We start from the raw sequence: 13,293 nt of genomic DNA, 5'->3' as shown, positions 1-13,293 counted from the left end.
TGGAGGGAACGACATGCGCGACACGGTTTACATGCTGGTATTCGACGGCTTCGCCGACTGGCAGGCGGCGCTGGCACTGTGCGAGATCCGCCGTCCGGGCGACTGGCGGGTGTGCACGGTAGGCCTGACCCTGGCGCCTGTGATGTCGATGGGCGGCCTTGCGGTACAGCCCGCACTGGCGCTGGCCGGGCTCGATGTCGACCGCGCCGCGATGCTGATCGTGCCGGGCGGACATCTGTGGCAACGCGGCGAAGGCGAGCCGGTGGTGGCGGTACTGCGCCGCCTGCATGCAGCCGGTGCGGTGGTGGCGGGCATCGACAGCGGCGTGCTGGCGCTGGCACGGGCCAGCCTGCTCGATCATTGCCGGCATACCGGCAACTGGCCGGGCCACATTGCCGGCAGGGCGCCCAGCTACGCCGGTGCGGACCAGTACGACGCGGACGTGCTGGCGGTTAGCGACGGCGGCACCATCACCGCCAGTCATCTCGGCAGCGTGGAATTCGCGCGCGAGGTGATCCGTACGCTCGACCTGTACAGCCCGGCCGAGCGCGAGGACTGGTATCGCCTGTTCAAGCATGCCCAGCCACCGTGGATGGCTGGCGCAGCGGCGGCGGCCTGAGGAGAACGCCATGAACCCTGCCCTGCACCGGGTTCTCCAGGCCTACCGCCCGATGTATCTCAATGGCCTGCTGCGGGATGGCCAGTACCGCCTGCCGTCGTCGGCCGAATCTGCGCCGACGCAGTCGCCATCGGTCGGGTCGGTACCGCGCCGGCTTGGCCTGCTGGTTGCGCTGACCGGGCTGCAGCACCCTTTCGGCCGGCAGCGCAGGCAGCCCTGAGTCTGCGCGCCTGGCGGAGACGTCGACCGCGAAACACCACCTGGACGAGAGACATGCCATGACCACACCAATCCTCAATATCGGCGATCTCGAACTGATTCCGTTCGAGCGCCTGAGCCGCCAGTTCGGCAGCCAGCCCCCCCCTGCGCGGATCGGCGGCGGCATGGCGCCGATCGGGTCGCGGCTGGGTGCGCGCAAGCTCGGCTACAACCTCACCGAACTTGCGCCGGGCAAGCGCGGGTTTCCGTTCCATTCGCACAGCGTCAACGAGGAAATGTTCTTCGTGCTCGCCGGCACCGGCGAGGCGCGCATCGGTGCGGCGGTCCATCCGATCCGCGCCGGCGACGTGATCTGCTGTCCGCCGGGCGGGCCCGAGACCGCGCACCAGATCGCCAACACCGGCGACCAGCCGCTGCGTTACCTGGCGGTGTCCAGCAACCAGACGCCGGAGATCTGCGAATACCCCGACTCGGGCAAGTTCGCGGTCATGCACACGTCCGGTCGCGATGCCGACGGCCGGCCGCAGGGGTTCCGCTATGTCGGCCGCATGGAGGAGACGCATGACTACTGGGAAGGCGAGTAGCGATCGCGCCGGGGCCGGGTCATCATGCTCGCATGCGTCGCGCTGACCGTCTGTTCCTCATCATCCACGCCCTGCGCGGGCGCCGCACCGCGCTGCCCGCACGCAGCCTGGCCGAGACGCTGGGTGTTTCGCTGCGCACGGTCTACCGCGACGTGGCCGACCTGCAGCTGTCGGGCGTACCGATCGAAGGCGAAGCCGGGGTCGGTTACGTGCTGCGCAAGGGCTCGGACATCCCGCCGCTGATGTTTACCGCCGACGAGCTCGAATCGCTGGTGGTCGGCACCCGTTTCGTGCGGGCCTTTGCCGGTGACCGGCTGGCCGCCGGGGCGCAGGCCGCATTGCTGAAGATCGAGGCGGTGCTGCCGCCGGAGCTGCGCGAGCGCGCCGCGCGCACGCGGATCTACGCACCGACCTGGCGCGACGAGCAGAGCAACGCGTTCGCTGCACTGATCGACCGCCTGCATGCGGCGATCGGCGACAGCCGGGTGCTGCGGCTGGACTATTGCGACGAGGGCGGAGAGTCCAGCAAGCGCGAGATCGAGCCGTTGTGCCTGGCGTTCTGGGGTGGCAAGTGGACGCTGGGTGCGTGGTGTCGGCTGCGTGCCGACTTCCGCAATTTCCGCCCTGACCGCATCGGCGTGCTGGACGAGACCGGCGAGGTGTTCGCGTCAGTCGCCGGTCGCGACCTGGATGCCTACCTGCAGGCCGTGCGCGGTTACGGCGCGGGCATGGAGTAGGTGGGCATGGCGTACCCATCCATCGGCACGGTGCAGCGTGCGCGTTCGATGCGATGATCGGCAGCTTGCGTGGTGCGGAGACAAAACGATGAACCGATGGCTGGGTGGCCTGCTGCTGGCGGGGCTTGCATGGTGCGCATGCGCGCAGGCGGGCACGGTGGACGACCGCTTCCGTGCGATCTACCGGCAGGAATGGGCATGGCGCACCGGCCATGCAGGCCCCGACGCGAAACCGGACAACGCACGACTGGACAGCGTCGACGCCGCCAGCCAGCAGCAGCGGCTCGACTACTGGCGCAAGGTGATGCGCCGCCTCGACGCGATCGACGTGAAGCAGCTCACCCCGGCCGACCAGGTGAACTACGCGGTGTATCGCGAGCAGATCCGCAACTTCATCGCCGACCAGCAGTTCAAGCAGTGGGAAATGCCGTTCAACAGCGACTCGGCATTCTGGAGCGACCTGGGCTACGACCTGGATACCAGTGACCTGCATACCGTCAGGGACTACCGGCACTACCTGACCAGCCTGGGCCAGGTGCCGCGCTATTTCGACCAGCAGATCGCCAACATGCAGCTGGGCCTGAAGCGCGGTTTCAGCGTGCCACGCGCGGTGCTGCACGGACGCGACCGCTCCATCGCGGCGGTCGCCGAGCTCAAGGACCCCACCCGCAGCAGTTTCTACCAGCCGTTCGAGCACCTGCCCGCCAGCATTCCCGCCAAGGTGGCCGCGCAGCTCAGGGCGCAGGCGCGAGCGACCATCGCCGATGGCGTCATCCCGGCCTACGCGAAGCTGCTGAAATTCTTCGACGACGTCTACGTGCCGCAGGCGCGCACCACCCTGGCCGCCGAAGCCATGCCCGACGGCAAGGCGTATTACCGCCAGCAGATCCGCGAATACACCACGCTGGATCTCTCGCCCGACCAGATCCACCGGATGGGTCTCGAAGAAGTCGCGAAAATCCACGCGCAGATGGTCGCGGTGATGAAGCAGACCGGCTTCAAGGGCAGCTTCGCCGAGTTCCTGCATTTCCTGCGTACCGACCCGCGCTTCTACGCCAGGACCCCGCAGGAACTGCTCGACAAGACCGCCTGGGTGGCCAAGGAAGTGGACGGCCAGCTGTCGAAGTTCTTCGGCCACCTGCCGCGCGAGCGCTTCACCATCGAGCCGGTGCCGGCGGCGATCGCGCCGTACTACACCTCCGGCCGCGGTGGCCCCGACGTCTACCTGGTGAACACCTATGACCTGAAGGCGCGTCCGCTCTACAACATGCCGGCGCTGACCCTGCACGAGAGCTATCCGGGCCATGCGCTGCAGCTGGAACTGGCCGAAGAGGACCACAGCCAGCCCGCGTTCCGCCGCGACAGCTACATCTCGGCCTACGGCGAGGGCTGGGCGCTGTATTCGGAATACCTGGGCAATGCGATGGGCATCTACAAGACGCCCTACCAGAAGTTCGGCTTCCTCACCTACCAGATGTGGCGCGCCTGCCGCCTGGTGGTGGACACCGGTATCCACCATCTCGGCTGGACGCGCCAGCAGGCCATCGACTACCTGGCCGAAAACACCGCGCTCTCGAAGCTGGAGATCGCCAACGAGGTGGACCGCTACATCAGCTGGCCGGGCCAGGCGCTGTCCTACGAACTGGGTTACCTGAAGATCCTCGCGCTGCGTGACAAGGCGGAAAAGGCGCTGGGCGCGAAGTTCGACATCCGTGCCTTCGACGACACCGTGCTCTCGACCGGCTCGGTGCCGCTGCCGGTACTGGCGCAGCGCATCGACCGCTTCATCGCAGCCGGCGGGCCGGAGCCGGATTACGCGCGGCTCGACCGCCGTCCCCCGGCAGCACACTGAACGACCGCGGCGTCGTGGGGCGCAATTCGCGACGCATCGTTTGCATTGCCCGTGCCCGAGGCAGAGGATAGGGCGGCCTGCCGTCACCGTGCAGGCCGCAAGCTGCCGAAGGAATGAGACACGTGCAAACGGGTATCGCCGCGGACCGGCGCAATCTGTGGGGGGAAGCGCGCCTGGAGAGCGCGATGCTGGCCATGGCAGTGGCCGTCGGTGTGGTGGCCGGGCTGGGCGCGGTGGCGTTCCGCAAGCTGATCGCGCTGTTCCACAACCTGTTCCTGTTCGGCCATGCGAGCGTGGCCTACGACGCACTGAAACATGCCGGCGCCAGTCCCTGGGGCATGGCGATCATCCTGGTGCCGGTGCTCGGTGCATTGATCGTGACCTTCCTGGTGTGTACCTTCGCACCGGAAGCACGTGGCCACGGCGTGCCGGAAGTGATCGGCGCGATGCACTTCAACCGGGGCGTGATCCGTGCGCCGGTGGCGCTGATCAAGGCGCTGGCTTCGTCCATTTCGATCGGTTCGGGCGGCGCGGTCGGCCGTGAGGGGCCGATCATCCAGATCGGCGCCACGTTCGGCTCGGTGCTGGCGCAATGGACGCGGATTCCCGAGTGGCAGCGGTTGGTGCTGATCGCCTGCGGTGGCGGCGCCGGCATCGCCGCCACCTTCAACACGCCGATCGGTGGCGTGCTGTTCGCCGCCGAGATCCTGCTGGTGGAAATCAGCGCGCGCACCCTGATCCCGGTGATGCTGGCCACCGGTACCGGCAGCCTGGTCGGGCGCGCGTTCTTCGGCAGCCATCCGTCCTTCGTGGTGCCGCCGCTGACGCTCGATCCACCGGCGCTGATGCCAGTGCCGACCCTGCTCGCCTATATCGTACTGGGCCTTCTGATCGGTCTGGGCGCGATGGTCTACACGCGTGCGATCTACGGTTTCGAGGACATCTTCAGGCGCGTGCCGGGCGGCGACTACGTGCGTCACGCGCTGGGCATGCTGCTGGTCGGCCTGATGATGTACCTGCTGCTGCGACACGCCGGGCACTACTACATCGAAGGCGTCGGCTACGCGACCATCCAGGACGTGCTCAACGGTGGCCTGACCGCGGTCGGGCTACTTGCGTTGCTGGCGCTGCTGAAATTGCTGGCGACCGCGCTGACCCTGGGTTCGGGCGCGTCCGGCGGCGTGTTCTCGCCGGCCCTGTTCATCGGTGCCACGCTGGGTGCCGCGTTCGCCGCGGGCGTGCACGCGCTGCTGCCGGGGGTGCATGTGAACGTGGTCAGCGCCGCCGTCATCGGCATGGCCTGCATGGTCGGTGCCAGTACCGGAGCCGCGGTGACCGCGGTGGTGATGACCTTCGAGATGACGCGCGACTATCACGTCATCATCCCGCTGATCATTGCCGTTTCGGTGGCGTATTCGATGCGTCGCCTGCTGCTGCGCGACACGATCTACACGCTCAAGCTGACCCGGCGCGGCCAACACATTCCCAGCGCCATCCAGAGTCCGCTGTACCTGGCGCGCGATGCGCTGGAATTCGTCGGTGCTCCATATGTGTGCATGCATGCGGATGCGCCGCTGGCTGAGGTAATGGCACATCGCCAGCACCGCACTCCGCGCGTGGTGCTGCTGCGGGACGGCGTGCTGGTGGGCGTGGTTCCTGCGCGCATCCTGCAGGCGGCCTTCCGGAGCATGTCGGCCGATACACCGTTGCATCAGCTGGCCGATACCCGGGTGGTGGTGGTGAAGGGATCGATCCAGGTTTTCGACCTGATCGCCGTGCTGCGCGAGAGGCGCCTGCGCAACGCCGTGATGACCCGTGACGGCACGCTCGACGGCGTGGACAGCATTCTCGGCGTGGTGACGCGGGAAGACCTGGTCGAGAGCACCAACCTTTCCGGCGCCCTGGAACGCGAAAGTCCCGGCGCCGACTGACGCTGCGGCCGAGTGCGCGCATGCCGCGCGATGATGACTGCATATTTGCAGTAAAGTGCAGTAAAGCTTTACTGAGGAAGCTTCGATGCAGACACAGGCAAAGCCCGGCAAGCTCATCGCCAACGATCTCGGCGGCCCCGCGTTGCGCAGCTTCTTTCGCATGGCCGAGGCGTGGGACCTGCGCGTGGCCGACCAGCGCACGCTGCTGGGCGAGCCGCCCGAGTCGACCTTCTACAAATGGAAGCGCCAGCAGGACGGCAGCCCCGGCCGCGACGTACTGGAGCGCATCAGCTACCTGCTGGGCATCTGGAAGGATCTGCAGATCCTGTTTCCCGATCCGGCACAGGCCGATGGCTGGCTGCACCAGCCCAATGCGGCAGCGCTGTTCGGCGGACAGTCGGCCATGCAGCGAATGTTGTCCGGCAACGTGGCCGACCTGTACGTGGTGCGCCAGTATCTCGATGCGCAGCGCGGCTGAGTCTGCCGCGCACGGTCGGTCGCGCCGCGCGAGATTGTTGTCCGGCATGTTCGTCGCTCCGGCAGGCCGGCATCCGGAATGGCCGGGACCATGGTTCGCCAGCCATGCCAGCTGACCCGCCCAGCGACAGGATGTACCCATGGAGTCGTCGATGCCCCCCGAACTGCCCCCCGTACGACGCATTCGCTGGAGTCATGCGTACCGCATCGTGCCGAGCCGCTTCCCGACAGTAGGGGTGTTCGACCGCGTCGCCGACCCGGCCGACCTGGACGCGGTCTTCGCGATTGAGGCGATGACCAATCCGCGGCTGCGTGACGAAGCCGGTGCGCTGGCGCTGATACCCCGCCAACGGCGCATCAGCGGACCGGGCAGCACGCCGGTGATGGCGGCCTTCACGCACATCGATCCGGCCGGCAACCGGTTCTCCGATGGCAGCTGGGGGGTGTTCTATGCCGGGCACAACGTGGCCACCGCGGTGGAGGAGACGGTCTATCACCGCGAACGCTTCCTGGCGATGACGGCCGAGCCGGCCTGCGAGATCCAGATGCGCTGCTACCGCACGCATTTCGACTGTCGCCTGCACGACATCCGTGGCGGCTGGAAGCGCGCGCACGATCCGAACAGCTATGCGGCCAGTGTCGCGCTGGCCCGCGTGCTGCATGCGGCGGGCTCGAACGGGCTGGTTTTCGACAGCGTGCGCGATCCGGGTGGCGAATGCATCGCCGCGTTCTACCCCGACCAGGTGGCGCCGTGCGTGCAGGAGCGCCACCTGGTGTACCGGTGGGACGGCCGGCGCATTGCGCAGGTGCTCGAAGTCAGCGAATGGCAGCGGGGTCGCTGAGCCGCCGCGCCAGTGCCGGGCGCTCGCTCAGGTATCGGCGTTGTCGGCGAAGCCTTCGCGGGTGCCGCGGTTGAACACGCGGTCGTGGTCCAGCACGTCGGCGGCGGCATGGGCGGGCTGCGTGCCGAGTTTCGCGTAGATCGGCGTGAAGTCCGGCAGGGTTGCCTCGAACAGCTGCTCGAAGCTGTCGATCACGAAGTAGGTCTGCTGGAAGGTGTCGATGCGGTAGCGCGTGCTCATCACGCGTTCCAGATCGAAACCGATGCGGTTGGGCGCGGCCGAGTCCAGGCTGTAGATCGACTCGCCCTTGGAACTGACGATGCCGGCACCGTAGATGCGCATGCCCGCGGCGGTGTTGATCAGGCCGAATTCCACCGTGTACCAGTACAGGCGCGTGAGATTCATCAGCGCCTCGGGGCCGATGCCGAAGGCCTTCATGCCACCGCGGCCGTAGGCCTGCATATAGTCGGCGAACACCGGGTTGAGCAGCAGCGGCACGTGACCGAACAGGTCGTGGAACAGGTCGGGTTCGCTCAGGTAATCCAACTGGTCGGGCTTGCGGATCCACCAGCTCACCGGAAAACGGCGGTTGGCCAGGTGATCGAAAAACACTTCGTCAGGCAGCAGGCCCTCGACCGCGACCAGCTCCCATCCCGTACTCTTGGCCAGCACCTTGTTGAGGTCGTCGAACCTGGGAATGCCGCCGTCGCCGAGGCCGAAGCGTGTCACGCCGTCCATGAATTCCTGGCAGGCGCGGCCGGGCAGCAGCTCGCGCTGGCGCTTGTAGAGGGTGTCCCACACCTCGTGGTCGGTGCGGCTGTAGCTGGACCAAGGCTGCTCGACCACGCCGGTGGCATAGACCGGCACGTAACCGCGGTCGGTCTGCTGGTGTTCGACTTTGCGTGGTGTGCTGGCGTGGTCCATGGGCTACCCGATCGATGCGGCTGCGAGGTCATTCGATGCGCAACAGCATACGGCGGATGACGTGCATGAAGGTTGTGATGTTGTGACGAATAAGCAAACTGGAGCAACATTCATGCGAAGGATTGCTTGAATAAGGGAGAAAAGTGCATGAACACCCTGGATCGTACCGATCTTCGCCTGCTTGCCGTCCTGCAATCGGAGGGCCGCATCACCAATGCCGAACTGGCCGAGCGGGTGAGTCTTTCGCCGTCGGCCTGCCTGCGCCGGCTGCAGCGGCTGGAGGCGGACAAGGTGATCACCGGGTATGCCGCCCAGGTCGACCCGCAGGCGGTGGGTCTGGGCCTGCAGGCGTTCGTGCGGGTGCAGCTGGTGAGGCACGAGGCGGCGGCGGTGGAGCACTTCGTCGCGCAGATCAATGGCTGGGACGAGGTGGTGGCCTGCCATGCGCTGACCGGCGACATGGATTACCTGCTGCATGTGTACGTGGCCGACCTGCAGGATTTCTCGCGCTTCCTGCTCGACCATCTGCTGAATGCCGCCGGCGTGGCCGACCTCAACTCCAGTTTCGTACTGCGCACGGTGAAGCGCTCGCCCTCGCTGCCGCTGGCACAGCTCGAGCAGCGCGGCAGCCGGGAACGTGCCGAGCGTGGCGCCTGAAGCGGGTGCCGGGACCAAAAGCGTCGAGCGTAAACACGTACGCGCCGGCTAACGGTAAACTAACCAGTTCATGAGTACCGGAACTGCCATGACCCGCGATCCACTGCGTCCGTTGCGCTATTTCTGGCGTATTCCGCTGTTGTTGCTGCATGTGCTGCTGGGCATCTTGCTGGCGGCCTTCGTGATGAGCTGGAATCGCGACCGGGTGATGAAGAACGGCCGCGAGCCGTTCGCGCACCGGGTGATCCGCTGGTGGTCGACCATGCTGATGCGCATCTTCGGACTGCGTTCGGTGCGCTTCGGCCAGCCGGCGGCCGACCCGGTGCTGTTCGTCGCCAACCACACCTCGTGGATCGACATCGAACTGCTGCACAGCCAGCGGGCGGCCTGTTTCGTGGCCAAGGCCGAGATCGCGCGCTGGCCGCTGGTCGGCTGGCTGGCCACCAGTGGCGGCACCATTTTCCATCGTCGCGGCAGCAACCATTCGTTGTCGGCGGTGATGCAGGTGATGGTGGACCGCCTGCGCGCCGGCCGGTCGGTGGCGGTGTTCCCCGAGGGCGGCACCGGGCACAACGGCGTGCTGAAGGTGTTCCATGCCCGCATCCTGCAGGCCGCGGTGGATGCCGGGGTGCCGGTGCAGCCGGTGGGGCTGCGCTTCGCACGCGGAGGGCGGCGCATCGTCGATGCCGGTTTCCGCGAGGACGAAAACTTCATGCAGAACTTCCTGCGCCTGCTCGGCGGTGCGCCGATGGATGCGGAAGTGCATTTCCTGACGCCGGTGCCGGTCAGTACCGACGGCCGGCGCAAGATGGCCGAACTGGCACGCGAGCGCATCGCGACGGCGCTGGAAGACCGGGCATCATGAGTTTGCCGCGCGGAGAGGACTTCCGGCCACCCTGGCCACTGACCAACGGCCACATCCAGACCATGCTCTCGTCCAGCGGCGTGCGCCGGCTGATGCTGCCGACCGCCGCGAGGGCGGTGCGCGAAGGGGCCGAGACGGTCACCGTGGATGGCGGCAACGGCGTGCGGCTGAGCGGTGCGTTCACTGCGCAGAAGGCGCTGCCGCAGGCGCGCGGGCTGGCCGTGCTGTTCCATGGCTGGGAAGGCAGCGTGGATTCCACCTACGTGCTGCAGACCGGCAGCCGCCTGCTGGCCGATGGCTGGGACGTGTTCCGCCTGAACTTCCGCGACCACGGCGACAGCCATCGCCTGAACGAGGCGTTGTTCCATTCCTGCCGGCTCGACGAAGTGGTGCACGCGCTGGGCGACATCGCGCAGCGCTGGCCGGCGCGACCGATGGCGCTGGCGGGTTTTTCGTTGGGCGGCAACTTCGCGCTGCGGGCCGCACTGGCGGCACCCGCGGCGGGCATTCCGCTGAGCTACGCGCTGGCGGTGTGTCCGATCATCGACCCGGGCGAGGGCCTGTTTTCGCTGGAGGAGTCGGCGCCCTGGTTCTACCAGGCCTACTTCATGCGCAAGTGGCGGCAGTCGCTGCGCCTGAAGCAGGCGGCGTTTCCGCAGCAGACTTATTTCGAACTGGCCGAACTCAAGCAGAACCTGCGCGGTCTTACCGAAGCACTGGTTCTGCGGCATACCGATTTCGGTTCCCTGCAGGCGTATCTGGATGGCTACTCGGTGGCCGGCAGCGCGCTCAAGGCGATGGCCATTCCCGCCACCATCCTCACTGCGCGGGACGATCCGGTGATTCCGGTCGACGCCTTCGAGCGGCTGGATCTTCCGGCCAACGTGGAACTGGATATCGCCGCACACGGCGGTCATTGCGGCTTCATCCGCGGCCGCGACATGACCAGCTTCACCGACGACTACATCGCCGCGCGCTTCAACGCGCTGGTCGATCGCGACTGAGTCTTGCGCCGGGCGTCAGCCCGGATGCGCTGTCTTGCGGTTCCGCAAGGTTTTCGTGCGTGGATCGGCAGCTGCCGGTAAAGCCAGCGCCATACCCGATGGCCAGCATGGCGGGAATTCTCGAGTCCCTGCGGAGACCTTCCCATGTCGTTGCGCCGTCGCTTTCCCTCGCCCACCGTTCTGGCACTGGCCGTTGGCTGTGTGCTGCTGCCCATGGCCGCTGCCGCCGCCACCCAGCCTGCTGTCGCCGCCCATACGGCGAATACCATGGCCGGCAGCGCCGCTGCCAGCACCGATTTCTCGGCCAACACGTTGAGCAAGCACAAGGTCAAGCAGATGTCGGCGGTAACGGTCACGGCGGCCACGCTGTCGCTGCACCACGTGCCGGCGACCACGCCGCTGAAAGTCACCCAGCCAACCTCGGTGATCAACCGCGATTACATCCTCAACAACACCTCGCCGACGGCCACCTACGCGGACATCATCGCCATCACGCCCAGCGTGAGCGATCGCGAGCCGAACGGTGCGGGTCTTACCGAAAGCCGCGACATGAGCATCCGCGGTTTCAAGGACGGCGAGTTCAACCTCACCATGGACGGCATCCCGGTGGGCGACCCGAACGACTTCACCCACCACTCGACCGACTACTTCATGTCGCAGGACCTCGGTTCGATCAATGTCGACCGCGGTCCGGGCAACGCGTCCACGGTGGGCTTCGCCACCTTCGGCGGCACGGTGGGCATGAATACGCGTGCGCCGGACGCCGAGGCCGTGGGCCATGTCTACGGCAGCTACGGCAGCTATGCCACGCGCCTGCTGGGCGGCTCCTTCGATACCGGCACCCTGCACGACCTCGGCGACCTGCGCGCCTTTGTCGACTATCGCCAGGTGAAGTCCAACGGCTACCTCACCGGCGCCAACTTCGACCGCCACAACTTCTTCATGAAGGCGACCAAGCCGCTGGGCGAGCACACCGAGCTGACCGTGGTGGCGATGACCAACCAGGACAGCGGCAGCAATACCGCGATCGTCGGCGCCACTTCGTATCCCTACGTGGCGGTGAACAACGGCACGGCGCCGTTCACCAGCGACCTGCCGGGCCAGATGCAGCAGCTCGGCTCCAACTACGGCCTGTCCAGCAATCCCAACAGCCAGGCCTTCAGCGGCTACAACGGTGACGTGATCAACTCGGACTTCGAGTACGTGGGCCTGCACAGCGACCTCGGCGACGTGACGGTGGACAACAAGCTCTACACCTACGCGTACTACCACCACGGCTGGAACGGCAACGACCCGAACGGCGGCAACTACGACTACGGCAGCCTCAACGGCGTCTCGGGCTCGGCTGGCGACGGTACCGTCCCGGCCGGGGCAGGCAGCACCAACGGCACCATCTACGGCAGCAACAACGTGCCGGGCCAGAAGATGTACAACCTGTACCGCAACTGGGGCGACATGCTGCGCTTCACGCAGGACTTCGGTCCGGGCGAACTGCGCTACGGCCTGTGGGTGAACAAGCAGCTCTACCATCGCTACAAGGCGGAGATCGACTTCACCAACGGTGGTGCCTACAACGCATCCAGTGCGCTGGCGGCGACCGACCGCCGTATCGACGGCACCTTCCTCACCGTGCAGCCGTACCTCGAATACGCCTGGCATGTCACCGATGCACTGACCGTGACGCCGGGCCTGAAGTACGTGTATTTCCGCCGACACGACGTGGCGCCGGTGCAGCAGAAGGTCGGTGCGGCGCAGGACTATCAGCAGAGCTGGCGCACCCTGTTGCCGGCGATCGACCTGCACTACCGCATCCAGTCGGGCTGGACCGCCTACCTGCAGGCCGCCAAGGGTTACCTGGCGCCGAACGAGAACCTGTTCTATGTGCCGAACCCGCTGGTTTCAGACCAGAAGGTGAAGCCGCAGTCCACCACCAACTACCAGCTCGGTACGGTATGGCAGAGCGACCGCTTGAGCCTGTCCGCCGACGTGTACGCGATCAACTTCACCAACCAGGTGACCAAGCACAAGATCGGTGGCGTGACGATCTTCTCCAACCTCGGCGGCACCAAGTACCGCGGCGCCGAGATCGAGGCCAGCTACCTGGTCGGCGGCGGTTTCAGCCTGTACGGCAATGCCAGCGACAACAAGGCGACGCAGAACTCCAACGGGTTGCAGCTGGCCATGGTGCCCCGCTACACCGGTGCGGCCGGGGTGATCTACCACCAGGGTGCCTGGAACGCCTCGCTGATCGCCAAGTACACCGGTGCCGACGCCGGCGACATCGGGCAGGACGCCAATGGCAATGCGATCGGCATCTATCGCTTCCACCCGTTCACGATGACCAGCCTGGCCGTGAACTACACCCTGCCGAAGGCAGCGCTGCTGCCGCGCGGCACCAAGCTCAGCCTGCAGGTGCACAACCTGACCGACAACCGGACGCTGGACGATCTGGGCGGCTACACCGGCAATGGCGTGCCGCTGTTCTTCACCCAGGCCGGTCGCAGCGTGATGTTCGGCTTCGACATTCCGGTGCGCTGAGCGCCACCCGGGGCGCGCCTGCCATGGCGCCCCCACCCATTCCA

The 13,293-nt window shown here is 66.6% G+C and carries 13 protein-coding genes; 12 read left to right on the top strand and 1 reads right to left on the bottom strand.

What is annotated here, in order from left to right; translation table 11 throughout:
* Positions 1–13 precede the first annotated feature (13 nt).
* The 8 genes from RA164_RS16425 (at position 14) to RA164_RS16390 (ending at position 7,261) form a co-directional block, all read left to right on the top strand.
* Positions 14–619 carry a DJ-1/PfpI family protein gene (locus RA164_RS16425; RefSeq protein ID WP_329741919.1) on the top strand — a complete coding sequence of 202 codons (606 nt, stop codon included), beginning with the start codon at positions 14–16 and terminating at the stop codon, positions 617–619.
* A 10-nt stretch (positions 620–629) separates the two neighbouring features.
* Positions 630–839: a hypothetical protein gene (locus RA164_RS16420; RefSeq protein WP_329741918.1), complete on the top strand. Its 210-nt coding sequence runs from the start codon at positions 630–632 to the stop codon at positions 837–839.
* A gap of 58 nt (positions 840–897) precedes the next feature.
* Entirely contained in the window at positions 898–1,422 is a 525-nt protein-coding gene (locus RA164_RS16415) for a cupin domain-containing protein (protein WP_329741917.1), read from the top strand.
* Positions 1,423–1,454: 32 nt separating this feature from the next.
* The gene (locus RA164_RS16410; protein ID WP_329741916.1) at positions 1,455–2,159 is read left to right on the top strand and encodes a helix-turn-helix transcriptional regulator; all 705 of its coding nucleotides are present in this window, start codon (positions 1,455–1,457) and stop codon (positions 2,157–2,159) included.
* Positions 2,160–2,247: 88 nt separating this feature from the next.
* On the top strand, positions 2,248–4,011 hold the full coding sequence (locus tag RA164_RS16405) for a DUF885 domain-containing protein (protein ID WP_329741915.1): 1,764 nt from the start codon (positions 2,248–2,250) through the stop codon (positions 4,009–4,011).
* A gap of 122 nt (positions 4,012–4,133) precedes the next feature.
* Complete coding sequence (locus RA164_RS16400) at positions 4,134–5,942, top strand: chloride channel protein (protein WP_329741914.1); 1,809 nt, start codon at positions 4,134–4,136, stop codon at positions 5,940–5,942.
* An 85-nt stretch (positions 5,943–6,027) separates the two neighbouring features.
* Positions 6,028–6,420, top strand: a complete 393-nt coding sequence (locus tag RA164_RS16395) for an MbcA/ParS/Xre antitoxin family protein (RefSeq protein ID WP_329741913.1) — start codon at positions 6,028–6,030, stop codon at positions 6,418–6,420.
* A gap of 151 nt (positions 6,421–6,571) precedes the next feature.
* On the top strand, positions 6,572–7,261 hold the full coding sequence (locus RA164_RS16390) for an RES family NAD+ phosphorylase (protein ID WP_329741912.1): 690 nt from the start codon (positions 6,572–6,574) through the stop codon (positions 7,259–7,261).
* Positions 7,262–7,288: 27 nt separating this feature from the next.
* Here RA164_RS16390 and phhA read toward each other — a convergent pair whose 3' ends face one another.
* Positions 7,289–8,185 carry a phenylalanine 4-monooxygenase gene (gene phhA, locus RA164_RS16385; protein WP_329741911.1) on the bottom strand — a complete coding sequence of 299 codons (897 nt, stop codon included), beginning with the start codon at positions 8,183–8,185 and terminating at the stop codon, positions 7,289–7,291.
* 147 nt (positions 8,186–8,332) lie between these two features.
* Here phhA and RA164_RS16380 point away from each other — a divergent pair, with 147 nt between their 5' ends.
* The 4 genes from RA164_RS16380 (at position 8,333) to RA164_RS16365 (ending at position 13,249) form a co-directional block, all read left to right on the top strand.
* The gene (locus RA164_RS16380; RefSeq protein ID WP_329741910.1) at positions 8,333–8,842 is read left to right on the top strand and encodes an Lrp/AsnC family transcriptional regulator; all 510 of its coding nucleotides are present in this window, start codon (positions 8,333–8,335) and stop codon (positions 8,840–8,842) included.
* Positions 8,843–8,930: 88 nt separating this feature from the next.
* Positions 8,931–9,707, top strand: a complete 777-nt coding sequence (locus RA164_RS16375; RefSeq protein ID WP_329741909.1) for a lysophospholipid acyltransferase family protein — start codon at positions 8,931–8,933, stop codon at positions 9,705–9,707.
* A complete protein-coding gene (locus RA164_RS16370; RefSeq protein WP_329741908.1) occupies positions 9,704–10,711 on the top strand; it encodes a YheT family hydrolase in 1,008 nt (335 codons plus the stop codon). Before RA164_RS16375 ends, RA164_RS16370 begins: the two co-directional genes overlap by 4 nt.
* Before the next feature lie 144 nt (positions 10,712–10,855).
* The gene (locus RA164_RS16365; RefSeq protein WP_329741907.1) at positions 10,856–13,249 is read left to right on the top strand and encodes a TonB-dependent receptor; all 2,394 of its coding nucleotides are present in this window, start codon (positions 10,856–10,858) and stop codon (positions 13,247–13,249) included.
* Positions 13,250–13,293: the final 44 nt, after the last annotated feature.

It is taken from the genome of Dyella sp. A6, assembly GCF_036320485.1.
Taxonomy (GTDB): Bacteria; Pseudomonadota; Gammaproteobacteria; order Xanthomonadales; family Rhodanobacteraceae; genus Rhodanobacter_A; species Rhodanobacter_A aluminiiresistens.
This window is presented reverse-complemented; position numbering and strand designations above follow the sequence as displayed.